This window comes from Burkholderia sp. F1, assembly GCF_050813845.1.
Lineage (GTDB): Bacteria > Pseudomonadota > Gammaproteobacteria > Burkholderiales > Burkholderiaceae > Burkholderia > Burkholderia ubonensis.
In genome coordinates this window covers 1,790,257-1,814,337 of the sequence record NZ_CP172422.1, presented here as the reverse complement: position 1 = coordinate 1,814,337, position 24,081 = coordinate 1,790,257, and the positions used below count along the sequence as shown (strand labels likewise).

Below are 24,081 nucleotides of genomic sequence, written 5' to 3'. Positions count from 1 at the left end.
CCCGCGCCGAGCCCGCCCGCGAGAACCACGGGCGGGCGGTCCGTCATGCCATCCGGCTGATGGTCAGGCGGAACCGCTTCAGCGACAGCAGGAACAGCACGCCGCCGATCGCGAGCAGGATCGCGAACTGCGGCCAGACCGCGTCGAGACCCGCACCGCGATAGAGGATGCGCTGCGCAAGCTCGACGAAATGGGTCGTCGGCGCGGCGAACATCACGTCCTGCACCGCCTGCGGCATGCTCTCGCGCGGCGTGAGCCCGCCGGACAGCAGCTGCAGCGGCAGCAGCACCAGCACGAGCAGCATCCCGAACTGCGGCATGCTGCGCACGAGCGTCGCGAGGAAGATCCCCATCGACGTCGTCGCGAACAGGTGCAGCGCCATGCCGGCGACGAACAGCCCGAGCGAGCCCGCGATCGGCACCTGCAGCGCGCCGCGCACGACGAAGACGAGCGAGGCCAGCGCCGCGACCGTCACGACGAGCCCCATCGACCAGACTTTCGCGAGCATGATCTCGGCGGGCGTGACGGGCATCACGAGCAGGTGCTCGATCGTCCCGTGCTCGCGCTCGCGGATCAGCGCCGCGCCCGTGAGGATCATCGACAGCATCGTGACGTTGTTGATGACTTCCATCAACGCGCCGAACCAGACCTCGTCGAGATTCGGATTGAAGCGCATGTGCACCGCGAGATCGACCGGCAGGTCGGGGCCGCCGCGATAACGGCGCACGAACGCGTCGATCTCGCCCGTGACGATCTGCTGCACGTAGCCGCTGCCGGTGAACGCCTGGCTCATCCGCGTCGCATCGACGTCGAGGCGGATCGTCGCCGGGCGGCCGGCCAGCACGTCGCGCTGGAAGTTCGGCGGAATGTCGAGCGCGAACGTGTAGTCGCCGTCGTCGAGGCCGCGATCGACCGACGCGGCGTCGACCATCGCGGGCAGCGTGAACTGCGGCGGAAAGAACGCCGACGCGATGCGCGCCGACAGCGGCGACGCGTCCTCGTCGACGATCGCGATGGGCGCCTTGTGCAGCGTGTCGGGCCGCGCGGTGGCGGCCGCGTAGATCGACGCGCTGAACGTGTAGACGATCAGCACGAGCATGATCGGGTCGCGCGCGAGGCTCCACAGTTCCTTGACGCCGAGCCGGTAGATCGTGAGCAGACGCTGCATGGTCAGGTTTCCTGCTTTCGGAGCAGCGCGACGGTGGCGGCCAGGAGGACCGGCACCGACGCGAGCATGGGCCAGAACTGCGGCCACAGGTCGGCGAGGCCGAGCGCCTTGTTGTACACGCCGCGGCTAATCGCGAGCATGTAGGTGGCCGGATAGAGCGTGCCGATCCACTTGCCGACGCCTTCGAGCGACGACAGCGGCGTGAGCAGCCCGGAGAACTGCACGACCGGGATCAGCGTGCCGATGATCGTCATGAAGATTGCCGCGATCTGGCTGCGCGTGAACGTGGACGCGAGCAGGCCGACGCCGGTCGCCACGACGTTGAAGATCAGCACGGCGAGGAGCAGCGTCGCGAAGCTGCCCTTGATCCGCACGCCGAACGCGAGATCGGCGAGCACCACCATCAGCAGGAAGTTCAGCATCGCGAGCACGATGTACGGCGCCTGCTTGCCGATCAGGAATTCGGTGCGCGTGACGGGCGTCACGTACAGGTTGACGATCGAGCCGAGCTCGCGCTCGCGCACGACGGCGAGCGCGGTCAGCATCGCCGGCAGCATCAGCAGCAGCATCGGCATGATTGCCGGGATCATCGCGGGCAGGCTCTTCACGTCGGGGTTGTAGCGATAGCGCACCGCGATCTCGACCGCCGGCGCGAGCGACACGCCGAGCCGGCGTTTCGCCTCGTCGCGCAGCCAGTTCTCGTGCATGCCCGCCACGTAGCCGCGGATCGTCTCCGCGCGCAGCGGCATCGCGCCGTCGATCCACATGCCGATCTGCACGCGCCGGCCGCGCGCGACGTCCCGCGCGAAATTCGGCGGAATCTCGATCGCGAGCGACAACTGCCCGCTGCGCATGCGCCGGTCGAGGTCGTCGTAGCCGGTCAACGCGTTGCGCTGCACGAAGTAGCGGGAACCGGCGATGTTCTGCGTGTAGCCCTGGCTCAGCATCGTCTGGTCGCGGTCCAGCACCGCGAACGTGAGGTTGTCGACGTCGAGGCTGATGCCGATGCTGATCACGCACATCAGCACGAGCGAGCCGAGCAGCGCGAGCGTCGCCCGCACCGGGTCGCGGCGCAGCTCCAGCACTTCGCGCCACGTATAGCTGCCGGCGCGCGCGAGGCTGAAGCGCGGCGCGGGTCGGGCGGCGACGGTGGACGGCGGCGCGCCGGCATCCCCGCCGGCATCCCATGAAGCATCGTCCGGCGCGGCCTGCGGCGCGTCGCCCGCGCGTTGCGCGTCGACGAGGTAGCCGATGAACGCTTCCTCCAGCGTGGCCGCGCCGCGTTGCCGCACCAGCTCGGCGGGCGTATCGCTCGCGAGCACGCGGCCCGCATGCATCAGCGAGATCCGGTCGCAGCGCTCGGCTTCGTTCATGAAGTGCGTCGAGATGAAGATCGTCACGCGATCGCGCCGCGCCAGCTCGATCATCAGCTGCCAGAAACTGTCGCGCGCGACCGGATCGACGCCGGACGTGGGCTCGTCGAGAATCAGCAGCTCCGGCTTGTGCACCATCGCGACCGCCAGCGACAGCCGCTGCCGCATGCCGAGCGGCAGGCGCTCGGGCAGCGCGTCGAGCACGTCGGCCAGGCCGAAGCGCGCGGTCATCTCGGCCACGCGCGCGGCCACGTCCGCCTCCGGCACGCCGAACAGGCGCGCGTGCAGCACGAGGTTCTGCCGCACGGTCAGCTCGCCGTACAGCGAGAAGCCCTGCGACATGTAGCCGACCCGGCGGCGCGTGTTGATGTCGCCGGCCGCGACGGGCCGGCCGAACAGCTTCGCGTCGCCCTCGGTCGCGGGCAGCAGGCCGGTCAGCATCTTCATCGTCGTCGACTTGCCGCAGCCGTTCGAGCCGAGAAAGCCGAAGATCTCCCCGCGCCGGATCCGGAAGCTCACGTGATCGACGGCGACGAAATCGCCGAACCGCATCGTCAGGTCGTGCGCCTCGATCGCGTAGCCGGCGGCGGCGTCCGCCTGCAGCGGCGTCACCCGCACCGGCACGTAGCCGCGCCGCCGCTCGTCGGGCAGCAGCGCGATAAACGCCGACTCCAGCCGGTCGCAGCCGGTGCGCGCGAGCAGCTCGTCAGGCGTGCCGGTAGCCAGCACGCGGCCGGCGTCCATCGCGATCAGCCAGTCGAAGCGCTGCGCCTCGTCCATGTACGCGGTCGCGACCACCACGCTCATCGATGGGCGCGCCGCGCGGATCCGGCCGATCAGCTCCCAGAACTGCGCGCGGGCGAGCGGGTCGACGCCGGTCGTCGGCTCGTCGAGGATCAGCAGGTCGGGATCGTGGATCAGCGCGCAGCACAGGCCGAGCTTCTGCTTCATGCCGCCCGACAGCTTGCCGGCCGGGCGGTCGAGGAACGGATCGAGGCCGGTGCTGCGCGTCAGGCTGTCGATCCGGCGCCGCCGCTCGGCCGCGTCATGGCCGAACAGCCGCGCGAAGAACTGCAGGTTTTCCTCGACCGACAGCGTCGCATACAGGTTCTTGCCGAGGCCCTGCGGCATGTACGCGATCCGGCCGCACACGCGATCGCGGTGCGCGGCCGACGCCATGTCGCCTCCCAGCACGGTCACCTGGCCTTGCTGGATCGCCCGCGCGCCCGACGCGAGCGCGAGCAGGCTCGACTTGCCGACGCCGTCCGGGCCGATCAGCCCGATCATGCGCCCGGCGGGCACCGCGAGCGTCACGCCGTCGAGCGCGCACGCCGCGCCATAGCGCAGCGTCACGCCGGACAGGCGGATGACGCCGCCATCGGCGCCGCCGGTCGAGACCGGCGAACGCTCGACCAGGCCGGTGGCGTCCTGCTCGGGGGTCACTGCGGCACCTTGACCGCAAGCGTGTCCGGCCAGCTCGCGTGGGAATCGACCTTCAGCCACGCGACGCCCGGCAGCCCGGTCTTCACGAGCCGGAGATGGCGCTGCAGCAGGTCGCGGTCGATGCGCGCCTTCACGCGGAACATCAGCTTCTGCCGTTCGTTGGCCGTCTCGACCGTCTTCGGCGTGAACTGCGCGGTGCTCGACACGAACGACACCCGCGCCGGGATCACGTACTGCGGCGCGGCGTCGAGCACGATCCGCACGTCGGCGCCGAGCGGCACCTTGCCGACGACGGTCTCCGGCAGGAAGAACGTCATGTAGACGTCGGACAGGTCGACGACATTGAGCACCTTGCCGCCGGCCGGCAGCACTTCGCCGGCCTCGGCCACCCGATACTGCACGCGGCCGTCGCGCGGCGAGGTCAGCTCGCTGTCGGAGATGTCGGCCTGCACCCGCGCGACGGTCGCCTGCGCGGCCGCGATGGCGGAGTGCGCGGCGACGAGCTGCGCCTTCGTCGCATCGATCGCGGCCTGGGCCGCATCGACCTGCGCGCGGGCGGCCCGCACGGTCGCCTCCATGCTGCGCGCGCGGGCGCGATCGTCGTCGAGCTCCTGCATTGACGAAGCGCCTTCGCGCGACAGCGTTTCGGAGCGCGCGAGCCGGCGCCGGGCGGCGTCCAGCTCGCTTTCGCGCTGCACGACGGCCGCCTCGGCTGCCGCCTTGTCGCTGCGGCGCTGCGCGACCTGCGCGTCGACGCTCGCGGCCGTGTTCAATGCCTGCTGCTCTTTCGCGCGCGCCTCGTCGAGCTGCGCGTGCAGCACGAGCACGTCCATGCTGGCGAGCGGCTGGCCGGCCTTCACGAAATCGCCTTCGTCGACCCGCATCGCGCTGACGCGCCCGGGGAGCTTGGTCGCGACGTCGATCTCGGTCGCCTCGATGCGGCCGTTGCCGCTCACGAGCCCCGCGTCGGCGCGGCCGTCGCGCCAGAGGGTCCAGCCGTACCAGGCGGCGCCGAGCACGAGCGCGGCCGCGCCGAACCCGATCAGATAGTGGCGGTTGGGCATCTTCATTGCATGGAACCCGAATCGGTCGAAACGTGAGGGGAGGGGGCCGGCGCGTTGTCGTCGCCGGCCTGCGGGGCGCCGCCGAGCGCGCCGTACAGCGCGACGCGGCTGGACAGCAGCGCGCGACGCGTCTGCACGAGCTGCTGCTCGGCGTTCAGCAGGTCGCGCTGCGCGTCGAGCACCTCGAGAAAGCGCACCGCGCCGCTGTCGTAGCGCAGCTTCGCGAGCCGCGCGCGTTCCGTCTGCGACGCGAGCGTCGCGCGTTCGATGCGCAGCTGCTCGACCTGCCAGTCGCGCGCAGCAAGCGCGTCGGACACGTCGCGGAACGCGCCTTGCACGGTTTTCTCGTATTGCGCGACGGCCTCGTCGCGCTGCGCCTGCGTCAGCGCGAGATTGGCGCGATTGCGTCCGGCGTCGAAAATCGGCATCGCCAGATTCGGAATCACGCTCCACGTGCCGGTGCCGGACGAAAACAGCTTGTGCAGCTCGCTGCTGCCCGACCCGATCGCGCTCGTCAGCGCGATGCGCGGGAAGAACGCCGCGCGCGCCGCGCCGATGTTCGCGTGCGCCGCGCGCAACTGGTGCTCGGCCGCGATCACGTCCGGACGGTTTTCGAGCAGCGCGGACGGCAGCCCGGGCGCGAGCGCCGGCATCACGGCCTGGTCGTCGAGCGTGAGCGGCGCGGCGGGCAGGTCCGGCGACGCGCCGACCAGCAGCATCAGCGCGTCCGCGGCGATCGCGCGCGCCTGGCCCAGCTGCGCGCCGAGCGATTCCGCCTGCTGCAGCAGGATTTCCGATTGCGTCAGGTCCAGCCGCGAGATCGCACCTTCATCGTGACGCCGCCGGAAAATCCGCAGCGACTCGCGCCGGCTGTCGATCGTCGCGCGGGTCAGCGCGATGCGCTCGTCGTACGCGCACACGGCCAGATACGCGTCGGCCACCTGCGTGATCAGGCTCAGCGACACCGCGCGGCGGGCCGCGTCGCTCGCCAGATAGCGTTCGCGCGCCGCATCCTTCAGGTTGCGCACGCGGCCCCAGAAGTCGATCTCCCATTGCGTTTCCGCGAGCTGCACGTCGTAGAGCCGGCCGATGAATGGCGACGGCGCGAGCAGGCCGCCGGGCGTGCGAAAGCGCGCGTACGCGGCGCCGGCGTTGATCGACGGCCATTGGTCCGCGCGCCGGATGCCATAGACGGCGCGGGCTTCCTCGACCCGCGCGACGGCCACCCGCAGGTCGCGGTTGTTCGCGAGCGCCTGCTCGATCAGCGTGCGCAGCCGCGCGTCGGTGAAGTACGCGCGCCAATCGGGGACGGTGGCCGCGCGCGCCGCTTCGTCAGCCTTGATGTCGGGATAGGCCGCGGGAACAGGCTGCGCCGGACGCGTGTAGTGCGGCGCGAGCGACAGGCAACCCGACAGCAGTCCGCCGCACGTCAGTGCGATCGCAACGCGCGCAGCCCGTGCAAGGGCGGCGCGCGCCCGGGCAGGCGGCGGGTCGGGGAGCGCAACGTGGCGCATGGCATTCCTCGTTATCGGTTGGCAACCGTGCGTGACGTTGCCATTGCTGGGGCGCCCGGCGAGGGCCGGGCCGCGCATGACCGATGCGCTCGCCCGTTCGCCGGAACGCGTCCAGTTATATCCGATGATTGCAGTGACAACCGTTGATCTGGGTCAGAGGCGGATGGAACGGCGTGTCGAGCGATTCCTCGCTTGACACGCGCGCGGCGCCCGGCGGCTGCGGCCTGGGGATGCGCCGACGACCGTCGGCGCGAGGCGATGAAGAGGATCCTGACCGGCCGCCGCGAAGGCGGCCGGTCGGCCGTCACGGCGCGAAGAACACGTCCGTGCGGTTCGCGAGATTGCTGGAGTTGGTCTGCACGAAGAACGGATGGAACGACGAAGACGGCCCCACGTCGAGGCCCTGGTAGTCGCCGATGAAGAAGCCCTCCGCATTCGGCGCGACCTTCAGGTCGAACGGCCCGGCGACGCGCCGCTCGGTATCGAACGTGCGGCCGCCGTCGAGCGAGATCTTGCGCCAGAAGCCGGTGGGCAGCGTCGTCGTGTCGCCGGCCGGCAGGTCGCGGAAGTCGTAGTGGGTGACCATCACCGCGCCTCCTTCGTTGACGCGCACCGACGGGTTGAACGCCGCGCGGCCGGTCGGCGTGTTGACCTGCAGCGGCGCGCTCCAGGTCGCGCCGCCGTCGGTCGACGTCGACAGCGCGATCTCGTCGTAGTGGCCGCCGTTGAAGCGGCTGTCCTGCCAGACCACGTAGAGCTGCCCCGACGCCGGGTCGATCGCGGGCTCGGGAATGATGTCGCCGGTACGCACCGGCTCGCCGGTATTCGGATCGGTCACGCCGACCGTCTGCAGCCCGGCGATCACCTGCGGCTGCGTCCACGTCGCGCCGTCGTCGGTCGACTTGATGAACGCGACCTTGCCCGCGGCCTTGCTGAACGGCGGCTGGATCAGGTTGAAGAAGTTGTAGAGCGTGCCGCTCTTCGGATCGACGACGATCTGGTTGCCGATCGTCTGCTGCCGCGACGGTACGTGGACGATGACTCTCGCCTTTTTCCATGTCTTGCCGCCGTCCACCGTCTTCGAGAACAGCGTCGGCCCGCGGAATGCCTGCGTGTGCAGGTTCGCGTACGGATTGCCGTTCGGCAGCTCGAGACGGTCCCACACCGCGTACGCAGTGCCGGCCTTCACCGGGTTCGCGGTCACCGATTCCTTGTCGTTGAAGAACTGCGTCGTCGGCTCGTTGTCGGCCATCAGCAGCGCCGGGCTGCTCCACGTCTGGCCGCCGTCGGTCGACACGGACGCCGCGACCGCGTTGCTGTTGTTCGACTGGTTGAACGAGATCGATACCGAGTACGCGGTACCGTCCGGCCCGATCGACACCCACGGGTCGGACGCGCGCTCGTAGGGCAGCCCGCCCGGCGCGCAGGCGCTGAACGGCTGCGGCGTCTGCGCCCAGGTCGCGCCGCCGTCGAACGTGTAGCCCGCGACGAGGCCGTGCGCGCCGCCGTTCGACCAGCGGTCCTGCTGCCAGACGCCGATCATGTTCGTCGGACGGGCCGGATTGACCGCGAGCCATGGCTCGACTTCGGCATTCACGTACACGGTGCCGGGGCCGCCGACCGTGCAGGCGGCGAACGGGCTCGGGCCGGACACGCGCACGGGTTCCGCGTGCGCGGCGGCCGTGAACGCGAGCGCGGCTGCAACGGTCAGCCGGGTAACGAGCGGATGAGGCAGGGTAATGCGTCGCATGGACTGCTCCTCGTTGACGTGCGGAAGCCGTGGCCAGACAGGCTGCGGCCTCGCGCGTCGTCGCGCGCGGGTGTGCGCCTGGACATCAACGCAGCGCATCGACGCTTCGGATCTCGCGTCGACGCGTGCCGGACAGTACGCCGCTTCTGCCATCGCAATCCGCCTTCGCTGGGTTCCGCCAGCGCATCGGTCAAGACTCCTTGTGATTCTTGTTGCCGCCGGGCCGCTGCGCTTCGCGTCGGGCGCCGCCGCTGTCCCGCCTTTGTCCTTTCGATACGACGATTGCCGTGAGGTGGAATGCAATGTAGGCCAACCCAAGCCCGGAAAGCAGGCGATTTTTTGTAACAGAGCGTAGCCGGCAAGCGTTGCCGGAATCGCATGCGCGCGAGCAGAAAAATTTGCGGAAAACCGGCGGAAAATTCGCGGTATCGCGAGTGGAGGGTCGAATCGAATCGCGAATCGAGATCGCTTCGGAAATCGCTTCGCGTTCAGCGATCCGCCGGAAAGCGCGCCTGCAGCGTGCGCAGCCAGCGCGCGACGACGTCGAGCTCGGCGTCGGAAAACCCGTCGCACAGCTTTGCGTTCAGCTCGCGCAGCAGCACGCGCGCCTTCTTCAGCGCGGCGTGGCCGTCGTCGGTGAGGAACAGGCGGGTCGCGCGCCCGTCGTCCGAATCGCGATGGCGCGTGAGCAGGCCGGCCTTCGCCATGCGGTCGGCGAGGCCCGTCATCGCGGACGGCGCCAGTTGCAGCGCCACGCCGACTTCGCCGACGAGCGCGCCGTCGTGTTTCGCGAGATGGAACAGCACGCCGGCCTGCGCGGCGCTCGCGTGCGCATCGGTTTCCGCCTTGCGGTCGACCCAGCGCTGCGCGCGCCGCTGGCCAATGTTCAACAGCAGGAACAGTCGTCGTTCGTCGCTCAAGCTCGGTTTCCTGCTGGCGTGGAGGAGGGGACGCGGTCCGCATCGCGCGGCCGGTCGAGCGCCTGCGCGAGCCAGTCCGCGACGCCCGGCCACAGCACCGCGCCGGGCCGGCTGCGGAAGAAGCCCATGTGCCCGACCGGCCCGCTGCCCGTGGCGCGCGGATCGATCTGGCGGCGCTCGACCGCCGCGTGCGTCAGATAGCTTACCAGCAGGTCGATGGCCACCGGGTTCGCCCACGGGTCGTCGTCGAAGCCGAGCGCGAGAATCGGCAGCCGCTGCTTCGCGAACCGCTCGGCCGCGCCGAGCGTCGGGTCGTCGAAGAAGTAGCGCGGCAGCGTCGTCCAGCCGCTCCATTCGCGGAACACGCCGGCCGGCAGGTCTTCGCCGAGCCCGAGCCGCCTGCCCGGCACGTAGCCGAGCAGCGCGGACGTCAGCGGCCCGAGCACGCGCAGGATCAGCCGCACCTTCAGCCGTTCGGCCGCGCGCGCGATCAGCCGCGTGCTGCCCGCGTGCGACGCGACCATCACCGCCGCGTGCAGGTGGCGCGACCCGGCCGACAGGCCGATCGCGTGGCCGCCGACGCTGTGGCCGACCGCGAGCAGCGGCACGCCGGCGAACGCGCGCCGCGCCCATGCGGTCGCCGCCTCGACGTCGAGGTCCACCCAGTCGCGCATGCGCGCGCGCAGGCGGTTCAGGCGCGCCGGACGCGACGCGTCGACGCCCCGGTAGTTGTAGGTCAGCGCCGCGAAGCCGCGCTCGGTCAGGTAGCGCGCGAAGCCCGCATAGAGCCGCTCCGGCACGGCGGTCGCCGGATGGATCAGCACCAGCGCCGACGGCTCGGCAGCCGGCCGCCACAGCGTGCCGCGCAACGGGTAGCCGTCGGCGGCGGAAAACTCGATCGATTGGGTCGTCACGATGCCCTCGGCTCGTTGGATATTTCGTGTGCGAAATATAGTTCGAAAACTATTTCGCGCGCGAAATATCTGTCGAGGGATGATTCGAATCCACGGCGGGCCACGTGCGATACGGTGCGCCTCTTTCATAAGACTTCCGCATCTTTACTTAGCAGAATATTACGTTTGTTTTATGGATCAAGGAACCGTATCGTCTGCGGTTCAACCCCGTCCGACCATCCATCCGGGAGATCACATTGCTGAGCCGAATCGTCACGGCGCTCGTGCTGGCGCTTGCCGCGCAGCCGGGCATCGCGAAGGACACCGTCGCGCTGCGCGTCGGTGAGCAGAACTACTTCAACATCCAGGCGTCGATGGAGGCGTCCGGCGTGCTCAAGGACCTGCCGTACACGATCGAGTGGAAGCACTTCCAGGCGGCCGCGCCCGTCGCCGAAAGCCTCAACGGCAATGCGATCGACGTGGGCTTCCTCGGCGATTCCGCGCTGCTCACGCTCGCCGCGCGCGGCGCGCCGGTCAAGGTGGTCGCCGTGTCGCGCCAGAGCCTCGACGGCGTCGCGATCCTCGTGCCGAAGAATTCGCCGGTGCGCACGGTCGCCGACCTGCAGGGCAAGACGATCGCCGTGTGGCGCGGCGCGTGGAGCCAGCAGCTCGTGCTGCGCGCGCTCGAACACGCGGGCGTGCGCGCCGACGCGGTCAAGTACGCGTACCTGATGCCGATCGACGCGACCAACGCGCTCGCGAACGGCTCGGTCGACGCGGTGTCGCTGTGGGAACCGTTCGTCAGCACGCTCGCGCTGCGGCAGGGCGCGCGGCCGGTCGTCACCGCGCAGGGGCTGATGCCCGCGCTCAGCTTCGTCGCGGCGAACGAGCAGGCCGTCGACGGCAAGCGCGCGGAGATCACCGACTTCCTGCGGCGCGTGGTCGCCGCGCGCCAGTGGGTCGACAGTCATCCGCGCGAATACGCGGACCTGTGGGCGAAACGCGCGAAGCTCGAACCGGACGTCGCCTACCGCTGGCTCGACAACGCGCACCAGCGCGTCGGCCCGGTCGATGCCGCCGCAGCGAAGGACGCGCAGAACACCGCCGATTTCCTGCACAAGGCCGGCGTGATCCCGAATCGGTACGACACCGCGAAGCTGCTCGACCGTTCGTATGCGGGCGCGTTCGCCGCGCCTGCGCAGAAGGCCGCCGCGCAATAATCGCCTTTCCCGTCTTCGAAGGACATTCCGACATGCCAGTCGAGATCATCGGCATGATCACCGCGACACCCGGCGCGGAGGTCGACGTGCCCGGCGGCGCCGCCGTCCAGCCCGATTACGTGCGGCGCTTCGCGCAGGCGCACGAGGCCGCGGGCTTCGACCAGATCCTGGTCGGCCATTTCAGCAACGCGGCCGACGGCTTCATCGTCCGTGCGTTCGCGGCCGCCGCGACCGAGCGGATTCGCATCCTGCTCGCGCACCGGCCGGGCGTGATCGCGCCGTCGGCCGCCGCGCGACAGATCGCGACGCTCGACGTGTTCAGCGGCGGCCGGCTCTCGCTGAACATCGTGTCGGGCGGCGACGACGCCGACCTGCAGCGCGACGGCGATTTCCTGCCGCACGACGCGCGCTACCGGCGCGCCGGCGAATATCTCGACGTGCTGAAGCGGGTCTGGCTCGCGGAGGCGCCCGTCGATCACGACGGCGAGTTCTACCGCCTGCGCGGCGCGTCGCCGGTCGTCAAGGGCGCGCAGCAGCCGCACGTGCCGATCTATTTCGGCGGCTCGTCGCCGGCGGCGCTGGCCGTGGCAGGGCGGCATGCGGACGTCTACATGACGTGGGGCGAGCCGCTCGCAGCGGTGCGGGAGCAGATCGCGCGGGTGCGCGCGGCCGCCGCGCCGCATGGGCGAGCGCCACGCATCAGCGTGTCGTTCCGGCCGATCGTCGCGCAGACGGAAGCCACCGCGTGGGAGCGGGCCGAGGCGATCCGCGCCCGCGTGCGCGCGACGCGGCTCGCGAGCGGCCAGCCGATCGCGGGCCACGCGCCGCAGAACGCGGGATCGCAACGGCTGATGGCGGCGGCCGCGCAGGGCGACGTGCTCGACGAGCGGCTGTGGATGGGCGTTGCGAACCTGACCGGCGCGCGCTGGAATTCGACCGCGCTCGTCGGCACGCCGGAGCAGGTCGCGCATGCGCTCGGCGCGTACTACCGGCTCGGCGTGACGACATTCCTGATTCGCGGCTTCGATCCGCTCGACGACGCGCTCGCGTATGGCCGGGATCTGATTCCTGCGATTCACGCGCATGTCGGCGAGCTCGACCGGCAGGGCGCGGCGGTCGCCGCTTGACGGCACGCGACGTGCAAGACCGCCCCGGCACGGCCGTTACCGCATGGATTCGCCCCGGCGCGGACGTTTCGGCGTCCGGCGGTCGCGGGGTGCCGCACGGCGGACGGCGCGATGGCGCCGCGTCGTTGCTGCGTCCGTCCCCCCGGCTCAAAACGACGGCAACCCCGGCGGATTGGTCTCGGCACGCGCGACAGCCTCGCGCTGCAATCCCCAGCGTGCCAGCGCCTGCCCATACCGCCCATTGGCGATCAGCGTATTGGTGGCAAGCGTCAACGCATCGGCCAGCCCGCTGTTCTTGCGCGTCGCGATCGCGACGTCCGCATTGGCGGGCCAGCCCGCGTTGACGAACCCGACGCGCCGCAGCTTGCGGTCCCGCGCCGCTTCATAGGCAAGCGCCGCGTCCGGGTTCAGTACCGCATCGGCGCGCCCCGACAGCAGCGCGACGCGCGCGGCCGCGTCGTCGTCGAAATACTGCAGCTCGGTCGGCCTGAGCCCCTGCGCGACGTTGCGCCGGCTCCATTCGAGCAGGATCCGCTCCTGGCTCGTCCCCGCGCCCGTGATGATGCGCAGCCCGGCAACGTCCTTCGGTTCGGCGATCTTCACGATCGGGCTTGCGGTGCGCACGTAGAAGCCGTGCAGCCCGAGCCGGTAAGTCGTGAAATCGTATTTCTCCTTGCGCTTTTCGGTAACGCCGACGTTCGAGATCACCGCGTCGTACTTGCCCGAAGTCAGCCCGAGCGGCCAGTCAGCCCACGCGATCGGCACCAGCGCGAGCGTGCGGCCCAACGCGTCGGCCAGGAGCTGCGCATAGTCGGGATCGGCGCCGACCACGGTGCGGGCGTCCGTCGCATAGGTCGACACGGGCGGCGCATGCGGCGCAATCGCGACGGTGAACGCGCCGTCGCGCACCCAGCGGTAGCCGCTCGCCGCGCGAATCGCGGCCGGATCGCACGGCGCACGCACACGGCCCGCCTGGCGCGGGTCGAGATCCGCGAGCGCGGCGGCGGCGAGCGCCGTGCGCAACGGCAGGCCAGCCGCCGCGGCGAGGGCGGTCGTGAGAAACAGGCGTCGGTCGATCATCGGCTCGAGTCTCGCAAGTCGGAAGGCAAGATGGGGCGCACGGGCGTCACAGCACCCGCGACAGGAATTCGCGCGTGCGCGGATGGGTCGGCTGGTCGAGCACGATCGCGGGCGGCCCCGCCTCGACGATGCGTCCGCTTTCCATGAACAGCACGTTGTCCGCGACTTCGCGTGCGAAGCCGATTTCGTGCGTGACGATCACAAGCGTCGTGCCGGAGCGCGCGAGCTCCTTGATCACGTCGAGCACCTCGTTGACGAGCTCAGGATCGAGCGCGGACGTCGGCTCGTCGAACAGCAGCACCTTCGGCCGCAGCGCAAGCGCGCGTGCGATCGCGACGCGCTGCTGCTGGCCGCCGGAAAGCTGGCGCGGATACGCGTCGGCCTTGTCCGCGAGCCCGACGCGCGCGAGCAGCGCGCGCGCGGTGCGCTCGGCGGCGTCACGGGTCGCGCCGCCGACGGCGACCGGCGCCTCGACCAGGTTCTCCAGCACGGTCAGGTGCGGGAACAGGTTGAAATTCTGGAACACCATGCCGACCGCGGTGCGGCGCTTCAGCACGTCGCGCTCCTTCAGCTCGTAGAGCACGTCGCCGTCGCGCCGGTAGCCGATCAGCTCGCCGTCGATGTCGATGTAGCCGTCGTCGACGCGCTCGAGATGGTTGATCGTGCGCAGCAGCGTCGACTTGCCGGAGCCGGACGGCCCGACGATCACCGTCACGCTGCCGCGCGGCGCGACGAACGATACGCGCTCGAGCACGCGCTGCGCGCCGAACTGCTTCGACACCGCGTGCACCGCGATCTCGCCGCCCCGTTGCGGCGCGGCCGTGTCCGCCGCGCCCGGCGCCGCAACGGTCGCCTTGCGCACGGCCAGCCGCCGCCACAGCATGCCGGCGCGCGCGACCACGAAGGTGAGGGCGGACGGCGGCGGGTTGCGCAGCGCGCCGCGCGCGTAGTGCCGCTCGACCTGCACCTGGATCGCCGACAGCACCGTGAGGATGATCAGATACCAGACCGTCGCGACCATCAGCAGCGGAATCACCTCGAGATTGCGCCGGTAGATCACCTGCACCGTATAGAACAGCTCGGGCATCGCGAGCACGTACACCATCGACGTGCCCTTCGCGAGCATGATCAGGTCGTTGAACGCGGTCGGCAGGATCGCGCGCATCGCCTGCGGCAGCACGATGCGCGTCGTCTGGTGCGCGCGCGGCAGGCCGAGCGCCGCCGCGGCCTCGAGCTGGCCCTGGTCGACCGAGAGGATGCCGCCGCGGATCACTTCGGCGGAGAACGCCGCATGGTGCAGCGTCAGGCCGAGCACCGCCGCGAGGAACGGGCTGATCAGGTCGGTCGTCGCGATGTCGACGAACGTGATGTCGGTGAGCGGCACGCCGAGCCGCACGTGCTCGTACAGGTAGCCGAGGTTGTTGAGGATCAGCAGCAGCACGATCAGCGGAATCGAGCGAAACAGCCAGATGAACGCCCACGCGCTCGCCGACAGCAGCCGCGAGCGCGACAGCCGCGCGAGCGCGACGAACGCGCCGAGCACGAGGCCGAACACCGCGCCGAGCGCCGTCAGCACCAGCGTGCGCGCGAGCCCGGACAGCACCGGCGGCGCGAAGAACCAGTCGGCGAACACCGGCCAGCCCCATTGCGGATTGCCGATGACCGAAACCAGCACGAGCGCGATCAACACCAGCGCGAGCGTGGTGCCGGCCGTGCTCGAACGATGGCGCGCCGGCACGATCCGGAAGCGCGTGCCGGCGTCGCGCGCGGCGGGAGCAAGAGGGGAAAGGTGCGGCGAGGCCGCGCCGAGGTGGGTGGTGTCGCTCATGTCGGTACGGGCTCCGGTACGGTTCCTGTGGTTCCGCCTATCTGCCGGCCGGCGCGCCGCACGCGGGCGGCGGCCGGCCGAATGGTCGTCAGGCCGGCGCGTCGGCCACGGTGGCGCGCTCCGCTTCGGCCGCCGCGTAGCGGCTCGCCTTGCGCGGCAGCCCGAGGTGATCGCGCAGCGTGCTGCCCGGCAGGTCGCGGCGGTAGCGGCCGCGCGCCTCCAGCACCGGCACCACGAGGTCGAAGAAATCGTCGACGCCCTGCGCCTGCACCGCGAAGCCGAGGATGAAGCCGTCGGCGGCGCCCGCGTCGATCCAGCGGATCAGCTCGTCGGCGACGTGCTCGGCGGTACCGATGAAGTTCGGCCGCGGCGTCGCGACCGCGAGCGCGGTCTCGCGCAGCGTCCACCCGTGCTGCTTCGCATCGGCCTTGATCTGGTCGGTGGTCGAGCGGAAGCTGTTGCGGCCGATCTCGCCGAGCTCGGGGAACGGCGCGTCGAGCGGGTATTGCGAGAAGTCGTGGTGATCGAAGAAGCGGCCGAGGAACGCGAGCGCCTCGTCGATCGTCAGCAGGTCGCGGATCGCCTGGTATTTTTCCTCGGCCTCCGCGGCCGTGCGCCCGACGATCGGCCCGATGCCCGGAAACACCTTCACGTCGTCGGCGCGGCGGCCATGCTCGACCGCGCTCTGCTTCACGCGCTGCGTGAACGCGCGCGTATCGTCGAGCGACGGCGAATGCGTGAACACCGCGTCCGCGTACTTGCCGGCGAGCGCGATTCCCGTGTCGGACGACCCGGCCTGGAAGATCACCGGCTGCCCCTGCGGCGAGCGCTGGATGTTGAGCGGCCCCGCGACCTGGAAGAAGCGGCCGTGGTGGTCGAGCGTGTGGAGCCTGTCGCGCGCGAAGAACTGCCCGGTCGCGCGGTCGCGCACGAACGCGTCGTCGTCCCAGCTGTCCCACAGTCCCTGCACGACGCTCAGGTACTCGTCGGCGATCTCGTAGCGCAGTTCGTGATCGGGATGCGCCTTGCCGAAATTCTTCGCGGTGCCTTCGAGCGGCGTGGTCACGACGTTCCAGCCCGCGCGGCCGCCGCTGATCGCGTCGAGCGACGCGAGCTGGCGCGCGACCGTGAACGGCTCGCTGTACGACGTCGAGATCGTGCCCGCGAGCCCGATCTTCTTCGTCGCGGTCGCGAGCGCGGACAGCACCGTCAGCGGCTCGAAGCGGTTCAGGAAGTGCGGGATCGACTTCTCGTTGATGTAGAGGCCGTCCGCGACGAACGCGAACGCGACGCCGTGGTCCTCGGCCTTGCGTGCGATGCGCGTGATGAAGTCGAGGTTGATGCTCGCGTCCGGCGGGTTGCTCGGATGCCGCCACGCATTCATGTGGCTGCCGGCGCCTTGCAGCATCAGGCCGAAGGTGATGGATCGTTGGGTCATGGGCGGGTCACGGGTGGGTGTCAGTGAGAAGGGGGAAGGCCTGCGGCAACCGCATTGGCGACGACGTCGACCGCGCGCGCGGGCGTGGCCGCGAGCGCGCCGCCGAGCCATTCGACCGACGCGAGCCGCGCCGCGTAGTCGGTCAGCGGCGAATCGACGACGAACTCGTCGACGTCGAGCCGCCGGCTCAGCGCGTCGAGCGCGCGATGCACGCGCTCGGGCGTGTCGGCGAGCACGGCCGGACGCAGTTCGTCGATCCGGTAGTCGGACGCGCCGCTTTGCCGCGCGAATTCGGCCGCCGCCTGCGCGCTGGCGAGGTTGAAGCTCTGGCCGCTCGCGAACTGCAGCTTGAAGATCCGCAGCGGCCCGATCAGCCGTTCGGCGTCGTCGCGGGTTCGCGCGGCGACCGCATACAGCGCGACGAGCGGCTGCGTGCCGCCGGCGCGGCGATACGCGTCGAGCGAACGCTCGATATTGGCTTCGTCGCCGTTGAAATGCCCCGCGTAGCAAAAGCGCCAGCCCTGGCGCGCGGCGAGCTCGGCGCTGTCCGGCGAGCCGCCGAGCAGGATCCGCTGCGGCGGCTGCGGCGGCACCGGCGTCGCGACCGCGCCGGCGAGCGGGTGATCCTCGGCGACGCCCCAGCCGAGGAACGCGTCGAGCTCCGCGAGCTGGCCGGCGAACCCGGGCTTTTTCGCGCGGTCGTGGAACCACTGCAGCGCGCGGGTCGTCAGCGGCAGCCCGCCGGGCGCCTTGCCGACGCCGAGATCGACGCGGCCGGGTGCGAGCGACGCGAGCAGCTTGAAGGTCTCGGCGACCTTGAACGGGCTGTAGTGCTGCAGCATCACGCCGCCGGAGCCGACGCGGATGCGCGACGTATGCGCGAGCAGGTGGGCGACGACGATTTCCGGCGCGGAGCTTGCGAACCCGGGCGCGCCGTGATGCTCGGCGACCCAGAAGCGGCGATAGCCGAGCTGTTCGGCGCGCTGCGCGCGCGCGACGGTGAAGCGCAGCGCGTCGGCTGCGCTCGTGCCGTCGGCGATCGGGCTCTTGTCCAGCAACGATAGCGAGTAAGACATGATGGGCGGCGAATCCTGCGGATGACGTTGACGACGGCGGGCGGCGGATCAGGACTTCGGCAGGCCCGGCGGATTGGTGCGCGCCTGGTCGATCGCCTCGGAGCCGAGACTCCAGCGCTCGAGGATCCGCTGGTACAGGCCGTTGCGGATCAGCCCGTTCAGCGCGATCGTCACCGGCTCGGCGAGACCGCTGCCCTTGCGCGTCGCGACCGCGATGTCGGCGGTGCGCGGCCAGCCGCCGCTGATCGCGCCGACGAGCCGCGTCTTGCCCTGTTTCGCGCTCTGGTACGCGAGCACCGAGTTCACGCTGAACACCGCGTCGGTGCGGCCCGACTGCACGGCGACCAGCCGCATCGCCTCGTCGTCGTAGTACTGGACGGCGACCGGCTTGAGCCCGTGCGAGACGTTCTCGCGGTCCCACGCGAGCAGGATCTTTTCCTGGTTGGTGCCCGCGTCGGTCGTGACGCGCAGGCCCGCGACGTCCTTCGGCTCGCGGATCGACGTGATCTTGCTGTCGTTGCGCACGTAGAAGCCGACCTGGTCCTTGCGGTACGACGAGAAGTCGAATTTCTGCTTGCGCTCCTCGGTGACCGTGACGTTCGAGATCACCGCGTCGACCTTGCCCGACGCGAGCGCGAGCGGCCAGTCGGGCCACGCGAGCGCGACGATCTTCACCTTGCGGCCGAGGCTGTCCGCGACGAGCTGGCTGAGGTCCGCGTCGAAGCCGACGACCGTGCGCGCGTCGGTCGCATAGGTGCTGATCGGCGGCAGGCTCGGCGCGATGCCGATGGTCAGCGTGTCCGGCTCCGCGAACCGGAACCCGGCGGGCAGCGCGCGCTCGGCCGCAGGGTCCGCGGCGCCGCGCGGGCGGCCGCTCTGCTCGGGGCTCAGGTCGAACGTCGCGGCCGCGGCGGCGAACGCGCTCAGGCCGAGCAGCGCGGCGGCCAGCGTGCGGATGACGTGGGAAGCGAAGGGGGCGGCTCGTTGCATGAAAGCGTCCTGTTTCTGTCGTGGAGGGCGGAGTCGGATGGGAAGCGCTCAGCGCGGCAGCGCCGGCTCGGGCGCCCACAGGTCGGCGAGCGTCGACGTGCGCGACGGGTCGATCAGGTCCTTGCCGAACGGCAGATGGAAATATGCTTCGGGATCGATCGACGAATCGAACAGGCGCGCATAGCCGGTGCGGTCGTACAGCGCCCAGGCTTCGGGCTGGCGAAAGCCCGTGGTCAGGTAGAGGCGGCGATAGCCCTGCTGCGCGGCGCGCGCTTCGAGCGCTTCGACGATGCGCCGCGCGAGCCCCTGGCGCCGGAGGTCCGTGCGCGTCCAGATGCGCTTCAGCTCGGCCGTCTGCGCGTCGTAGCGCTTGAATGCGCCGCCGCCGATCGTCTCGCCGTCGCGCAGCAGCAGGATGAACGCGCCTTCGGGCGGCGCGAACCGTTCGGCCGGGTAGCGCGCGAGTTCGTCGCGCGCGGATGCCCGGCTATCGGGGCGGTACGCGTCGTAACGCGTGGAATACTCTTCGATCAGCGCGTCGATCAGCGGTTGCGCGCGGACGTCGAGCGGCGTCGTGTCGAGGATGCGGTCGGTCGTGGCCATGGGCGTCGCGAAGGGCGCGCGACGCGGACGTTCCTTGCGGGGCTCGGGCACATGGCCTGTCCGTTATCGTCCGTTATCGCGGCGCGGTTGTCGTGATGACGGCGGCCGGTGCGCATCCTGCGATGTGCGTGGCGGTCCGCCGCCGTTTCGAACACGTTAGCGGCGCGGCAGGCAAAGGCGAACGAAGCAATTTCGATAAGGATTTCGCGGGGAACGTTAAAAGGCTTGCAGGGGAAGTGGGCTAGGTGAGCGAAGGGGCGCGCATGCGTCGAAAATCGGGTTCCACGCATGCGCGATGTCGAATCGCGCGCGTCTACGCCGCGCGTACTTCGGCAAGCAGATGCGGATGACGGTCCAGAATCTTCAACAACTTCACCAGCGCGAGCGGCGGGTTCGTCTTGCCGGTCTCGTAGCGGGAAAATGCGTTGATGCCGCCGCCAAAGAGCTCGGCCGCCTCGCGCTGATCCAGCATCAGCTTCTTGCGCACCTTTGCGATGAACTTGGGGTCGACGATGGTCGCGTTCACCTGCTTGTTGAACTCCGTTACCGCTTCGCCGAGGCGGGTCGCCTCGGCGATGTCCAGCACTGACTCGCCGCAGGCCGGACAGAAATCGCCCGTTATACCGGGGACGACCGTCGATCGACCCTTGTAGGTATAGGGAATGTCTCGTGTGTCGCGGATCAGTTTAGCGGCACCGCATGCAGGGCACTTCATCTCATCGCTCCTTGAAAGACACGATCAGCACGTCGTCGATCACTGTCAGTTTCAGATACACGTCGCCACGCACGGTGCGGCGCCGATACACGTCTTGCCAGATTGTGTGGTCGGCATAGGTCGTCATGCTCTTGTGGAAATCGACGGTTGTCAGCGACATCACGATTCCAATTGCGTCCATTTCGGTGAAGCCAAGTTGCCGAGCGCCGATTACCGCACTCGCGGTCAAACGCACCTTGCCGGTCTCGACGAGCGCCTTGACTCGTGACAGCTTGCGGTGAGGCGTACACTTTTCCATCTGCGATCATAACCAAAAGGGTTAATTTGTCAAGTTGGTTAATGGCGCACGCATGCCGTCCGCCACGTATGGCAGACAGCATGAGGAAAAGATGGATCCGGTTCTGGCCTATCGGCCGATGCTGGGCGGGGCGGCCGGCTCCGCGAGCTGGAACAGGCAGTCGCCGCGCTGCACCTGCGCCTGCACGCGCTTGCAGACCACTTCGCCGTCGCCCGCGAAGCGGTGCAGCACCGGCTCGCGCAGCGGCGTGTCGGGGAAGTGCACCCACGCGGCCGGCTGTCCGGCGCGCACCCGGTCGCCGAGGTCGGCGAGCGGCTCGTAGAGGCCGCGCTCATACGCGTACACGTAGTGACGCTCGCCGTCGACCCGCATGAAGCGCGTGACGGCGGGCGGCGCGTCGGGCACCAGCGCGCCGTGCAGCAGGCCGATGAAGCCGAGGTAATGCAGCAACCCGTGACGGCCGAGCCGGATCAGCGCCGGATCGGCCATGCCCGCGCCGCCGAGTTCGGTGACGATCGAGATCGCGCCTTGCCGGCGCGCGGCCGACGCGGAATGCACGGGGTTCGGCGCGTGCAGCAACGCGTTCGGCAGCCCGAACGCGACCAGCAGCGCGTTGATCCGCGCGGCCTCGTCCGCGTCGAGCGGATCGATCGCGAGCATGTTGCCGCCGTGATAAAGCAGCGAGCTGCCGCCGGAATGCAGGTCGACGAGGTATTGCGCGCGGGACAGCAGCGCGTGCTCGATGTAATGGGCGATCGTCTGCGTCGGCGTGCCGGCGGGATCGCCGGGAAAGCTGCGGTTCAGGTTGCCGCCGTCGAGCGGCGACACGCGAAGGCCCGCGTCCGCCGCGGGGAAGTTCGCCATCGGCAGCAAAATCAGCTGCCCGCTCACCATCTCCGGCTCGATCTCGCGCATCAGCTGCGACACGATGATCTGGCCTTCGTATTCGTCGCCGTGGTTGCCGGCCATCACCAGCGCGACCGGGCCGTCGCCGTTGCGGATCGACGCGATCGGGATCGGCAGCCACCCGTAGGCGGAGCGGTGCACCGAATGCGGCAGGCGCAGATAGCCGGTGTGCTTGCCGGGGGCGTCGAGGTCGATTTCGCAGCGGATCGGGTTGCTGGGCTGATAAGTCGCGGTCATGTTCGTCGGAGCGGGCGTCGGGCGGGGCATGCGCCATCTTATCGGGAAACAGGCGGGACGCGGCGGCCGGACGGGCTGCGCGGAGCGAATCGGACAAGGCGCGGGATGCGCCGGTTGGCCGCCCGACGCGCGCCGGTCACGCATCGCGCGCGGCTTCGCGTCGAAGGCCCGCGCGCGTCGTTCGGCCAGGAGAAATCGCGGACACGATCGCTGCGCGCTACGATCGGCGCGGTTGCATCGATGAAACCATCCGGCGTCACGCCGGCGGCCGCGCATGCGCCGCGTCGCGCGCTGCCGCCTGCTTCGGCGCGGCGCCGGCGCGCGCCTGGCGTCACCGCGCGTCGGTTTCAGCTTCGATACGTCCTTCCTCCCACAGCGCCCAATAGCGGCTGCCCGCGCGATACGGATTCGCGCGGTGCGCGTCGTAATCCTCGACGCCCTGGCGATACGCGCCATACAGCGTCAGCGGCGGGGTCTTCACGCATGCGGCTTCGCGCGGGTCGGGACTGCGGACGGAGGTCAGGCGGCGAATCAGCGCGGCGCCGTCGATCACGCTCGTTTCGTTGATCGGCTCGTTGCAGCTGATGACTTCGACGGTATCCATGTTGCGCTCCCCGGGAATCTTCGTTGTTACCCGTTGAGCAGCAATAAAAGTGCCAGTCTGGAATACCCGGCCGACACGCCGATCGTGCAGGCTTCTGCAGCGAACTGCGCGGCCCGTTCGGCCCGATGTTACGGAACATGTAACGTTACGCCGCGTGCGACGCATGAATCGTATCGCGCGTGAAACCGACCGCACCCGGGGATGCCGCAAGCCCGGAACGAGGAGCCGCGAGCGTCGTCAGCCCGCCGCGGCCGGCGCGACGCTCCGGCTGCCGTTCGAATAGAACCGGTAGATCCCCTTGCCGGACGACTTCGCGTCGTACAGCGCGCTGTCCGCCTGCCGGATCAGCTCTTCGGGCGCGTCGCAATCGCAGTCCAGCGCGATCCCGATGCTGATGCCGAGGCTCACGGTCTGGCCGATCGACAGCGTGTACGGCGCGGAAATCTGCCGGATGATCTGCGCGGCCTGGACCGAGCACGCCTGCATCGTCGTGTCGTCGATCGCGACGACGAACTCGTCGCCGCCGATCCGCGCCACCAGCTCGCCCTGCGGCAGCGTCTCGCTGAGACGCGCGGCGACCTGTGTCAGCACGTCGTCGCCGGCGTGATGGCCGAAGCGGTCGTTGATCGCCTTGAAGCCGTCGAGATCCAGGTACATGACGGCCGGCGCGAGGCCGTGACGGCGCGTGCGCCGCGCGAGCATGCGCTTCAGCTCCGCATGGAGCTCGTGCCGGTTCGGCAGGCCCGTCAGCGCATCGTGCCGCGCCAGGTGGCGGATGTGCATCTCCGCGCGGCGGCGCGCCGTGACGTCCTCGACGATGATCACCGCGTTGCCGTCCGGCACCTGGCGGCGCGTCATCTCGAGCTGCCGCCCGTCGACCAGCGTGATCTCGAACGGCGCGGGCTCGCGGCCAAGCCAGCCGGCGCAGCGCGCGGCCAGCTCGGCGCCGTCCGGGTCCGCGGCCACGCCCGCGCCAAGCGCCGCGACGGCGTCCGGAAACGGCATGTTCAGCATGATCTCGCGCGGCGAGCCGAACAGCTGCGCGGTGCGCCGGTTCGCGACGATCACCCGGTTCTCGCCGTCGACCATGCACAGCCCGTGCGGCATGTGCGTGAGCGCGGCGTCGAAGCGCGCGACGAGTTCGGCGTTGCGCTGGCGCGCGGCGATCAGCGCGACCAGCACCTTGTAATGCCGCTGCACGACCGTGCGCATCGCGACGAGGTAGATCGCGATCGGCGGCAGCAGCAGCCATGCGCCGCTGCGCGGCGCCAGCAGCGCGCCGAGGCCGATCGGCAGCACGCCGAGCGTGATCTGCGTCATCGCGAGGCGCGGCAGCGCCGAATTGCGCGACGCGATTCCGCCGAACACGCCGCCCGCGACCAGCACCGACAGCGTGCCCAGCTCGACGTCGGCGGCTTCCACGCAGCCCATCGTGCCGAGGCCGAGCAGGAAGCACGCGACGAGCGACACCGGCGCGTAGCGTCGCGCCCAGTACTCGGTGCGGTCGTCGCCGGCCTCCCGGCGCGCGACGCAGACGCGCGCGATCGCGACTCGCGCGGCGAGCAGGCCCACGTCGGCGATCAGCCAGACGAGACACCACGCCTGCTGCAGCCGAAGCAGCGCGACGACCGCGACGAAGCCGCTCGCGAGGCCGGACAGGAACATCGGCCGGATGTCTTCGAACAGGGTGGAAAGCAGGGACGGGCGCAACGCCGCCGTGACGCGGTGATTGCCGGAAGGAGGCGTAGCGAGAACGGAGTGCAGGAGTGACGCCCTGACTGCCATGATCGATAACCTCGACACGAGGAGGGCTGGCGACGCTCGCACGACACCG

General features: G+C 70.0%; 20 protein-coding genes. 2 read left to right on the top strand and 18 right to left on the bottom strand.

The window, feature by feature from the left end:
• Positions 1–43 precede the first annotated feature (43 nt).
• From ACFIMZ_RS27095 to ACFIMZ_RS27065, 7 genes are all read right to left on the bottom strand, one after another.
• On the bottom strand, positions 44–1,168 hold the full coding sequence (locus tag ACFIMZ_RS27095; RefSeq protein WP_431822560.1) for an ABC transporter permease: 1,125 nt from the start codon (positions 1,166–1,168) through the stop codon (positions 44–46).
• Between the two features lie 2 nt (positions 1,169–1,170).
• The gene (gene rbbA, locus ACFIMZ_RS27090; RefSeq protein ID WP_431825371.1) at positions 1,171–3,957 is read right to left on the bottom strand and encodes a ribosome-associated ATPase/putative transporter RbbA; all 2,787 of its coding nucleotides are present in this window, start codon (positions 3,955–3,957) and stop codon (positions 1,171–1,173) included.
• Between the two features lie 23 nt (positions 3,958–3,980).
• Positions 3,981–5,054 carry an HlyD family secretion protein gene (locus tag ACFIMZ_RS27085; RefSeq protein WP_431822559.1) on the bottom strand — a complete coding sequence of 358 codons (1,074 nt, stop codon included), beginning with the start codon at positions 5,052–5,054 and terminating at the stop codon, positions 3,981–3,983.
• Complete coding sequence (locus tag ACFIMZ_RS27080; protein ID WP_431822558.1) at positions 5,051–6,562, bottom strand: efflux transporter outer membrane subunit; 1,512 nt, start codon at positions 6,560–6,562, stop codon at positions 5,051–5,053. The genes ACFIMZ_RS27085 and ACFIMZ_RS27080 overlap by 4 nt, the downstream gene beginning before the upstream one ends.
• A gap of 304 nt (positions 6,563–6,866) precedes the next feature.
• A complete protein-coding gene (locus ACFIMZ_RS27075; protein ID WP_431822557.1) occupies positions 6,867–8,312 on the bottom strand; it encodes a sialidase family protein in 1,446 nt (481 codons plus the stop codon).
• Between the two features lie 488 nt (positions 8,313–8,800).
• On the bottom strand, positions 8,801–9,232 hold the full coding sequence (locus ACFIMZ_RS27070) for a MarR family winged helix-turn-helix transcriptional regulator (RefSeq protein ID WP_431822556.1): 432 nt from the start codon (positions 9,230–9,232) through the stop codon (positions 8,801–8,803).
• Positions 9,229–10,146: an alpha/beta hydrolase family protein gene (locus tag ACFIMZ_RS27065; protein ID WP_431822555.1), complete on the bottom strand. Its 918-nt coding sequence runs from the start codon at positions 10,144–10,146 to the stop codon at positions 9,229–9,231. The genes ACFIMZ_RS27070 and ACFIMZ_RS27065 overlap by 4 nt, the downstream gene beginning before the upstream one ends.
• A 236-nt stretch (positions 10,147–10,382) precedes the next feature.
• Here ACFIMZ_RS27065 and ACFIMZ_RS27060 point away from each other — a divergent pair, with 236 nt between their 5' ends.
• Positions 10,383–11,345, top strand: a complete 963-nt coding sequence (locus tag ACFIMZ_RS27060; RefSeq protein WP_431822554.1) for an ABC transporter substrate-binding protein — start codon at positions 10,383–10,385, stop codon at positions 11,343–11,345.
• Between the two features lie 32 nt (positions 11,346–11,377).
• Entirely contained in the window at positions 11,378–12,472 is a 1,095-nt protein-coding gene (locus ACFIMZ_RS27055) for an LLM class flavin-dependent oxidoreductase (protein ID WP_431822553.1), read from the top strand.
• Between the two features lie 147 nt (positions 12,473–12,619).
• Here ACFIMZ_RS27055 and ACFIMZ_RS27050 read toward each other — a convergent pair whose 3' ends face one another.
• The 11 genes from ACFIMZ_RS27050 to ACFIMZ_RS27000 all read right to left on the bottom strand — a co-directional run bounded on the left by ACFIMZ_RS27050 (position 12,620) and on the right by ACFIMZ_RS27000 (position 24,032).
• Positions 12,620–13,552 carry an ABC transporter substrate-binding protein gene (locus tag ACFIMZ_RS27050; protein ID WP_431822552.1) on the bottom strand — a complete coding sequence of 311 codons (933 nt, stop codon included), beginning with the start codon at positions 13,550–13,552 and terminating at the stop codon, positions 12,620–12,622.
• Between the two features lie 46 nt (positions 13,553–13,598).
• Positions 13,599–15,380: an amino acid ABC transporter permease/ATP-binding protein gene (locus tag ACFIMZ_RS27045; protein ID WP_431822551.1), complete on the bottom strand. Its 1,782-nt coding sequence runs from the start codon at positions 15,378–15,380 to the stop codon at positions 13,599–13,601.
• An 88-nt stretch (positions 15,381–15,468) separates the two neighbouring features.
• Complete coding sequence (locus tag ACFIMZ_RS27040) at positions 15,469–16,818, bottom strand: LLM class flavin-dependent oxidoreductase (RefSeq protein ID WP_431822550.1); 1,350 nt, start codon at positions 16,816–16,818, stop codon at positions 15,469–15,471.
• Positions 16,819–16,838: 20 nt separating this feature from the next.
• Positions 16,839–17,894 carry an LLM class flavin-dependent oxidoreductase gene (locus ACFIMZ_RS27035; RefSeq protein ID WP_431822549.1) on the bottom strand — a complete coding sequence of 352 codons (1,056 nt, stop codon included), beginning with the start codon at positions 17,892–17,894 and terminating at the stop codon, positions 16,839–16,841.
• A gap of 48 nt (positions 17,895–17,942) precedes the next feature.
• The gene (locus tag ACFIMZ_RS27030) at positions 17,943–18,884 is read right to left on the bottom strand and encodes an ABC transporter substrate-binding protein (RefSeq protein ID WP_431822548.1); all 942 of its coding nucleotides are present in this window, start codon (positions 18,882–18,884) and stop codon (positions 17,943–17,945) included.
• Between the two features lie 48 nt (positions 18,885–18,932).
• Positions 18,933–19,487 (bottom strand): GNAT family N-acetyltransferase, encoded by a 555-nt coding sequence (locus ACFIMZ_RS27025; protein ID WP_431822547.1) that lies wholly within the window; start codon positions 19,485–19,487, stop codon positions 18,933–18,935.
• Positions 19,488–19,800: 313 nt separating this feature from the next.
• Entirely contained in the window at positions 19,801–20,202 is a 402-nt protein-coding gene (locus ACFIMZ_RS27020; RefSeq protein ID WP_431822546.1) for a type II toxin-antitoxin system MqsA family antitoxin, read from the bottom strand.
• A 1-nt stretch (position 20,203) separates the two neighbouring features.
• Positions 20,204–20,500, bottom strand: a complete 297-nt coding sequence (locus ACFIMZ_RS27015) for a type II toxin-antitoxin system MqsR family toxin (protein WP_431822545.1) — start codon at positions 20,498–20,500, stop codon at positions 20,204–20,206.
• A 108-nt stretch (positions 20,501–20,608) separates the two neighbouring features.
• Complete coding sequence (locus tag ACFIMZ_RS27010) at positions 20,609–21,643, bottom strand: succinylglutamate desuccinylase/aspartoacylase family protein (protein ID WP_431822544.1); 1,035 nt, start codon at positions 21,641–21,643, stop codon at positions 20,609–20,611.
• A 331-nt stretch (positions 21,644–21,974) separates the two neighbouring features.
• Positions 21,975–22,247 (bottom strand): hypothetical protein, encoded by a 273-nt coding sequence (locus ACFIMZ_RS27005; RefSeq protein ID WP_431822543.1) that lies wholly within the window; start codon positions 22,245–22,247, stop codon positions 21,975–21,977.
• Between the two features lie 237 nt (positions 22,248–22,484).
• On the bottom strand, positions 22,485–24,032 hold the full coding sequence (locus ACFIMZ_RS27000; protein WP_431822542.1) for a diguanylate cyclase domain-containing protein: 1,548 nt from the start codon (positions 24,030–24,032) through the stop codon (positions 22,485–22,487).
• Between the last annotated feature and the right edge of the window lie 49 nt (positions 24,033–24,081).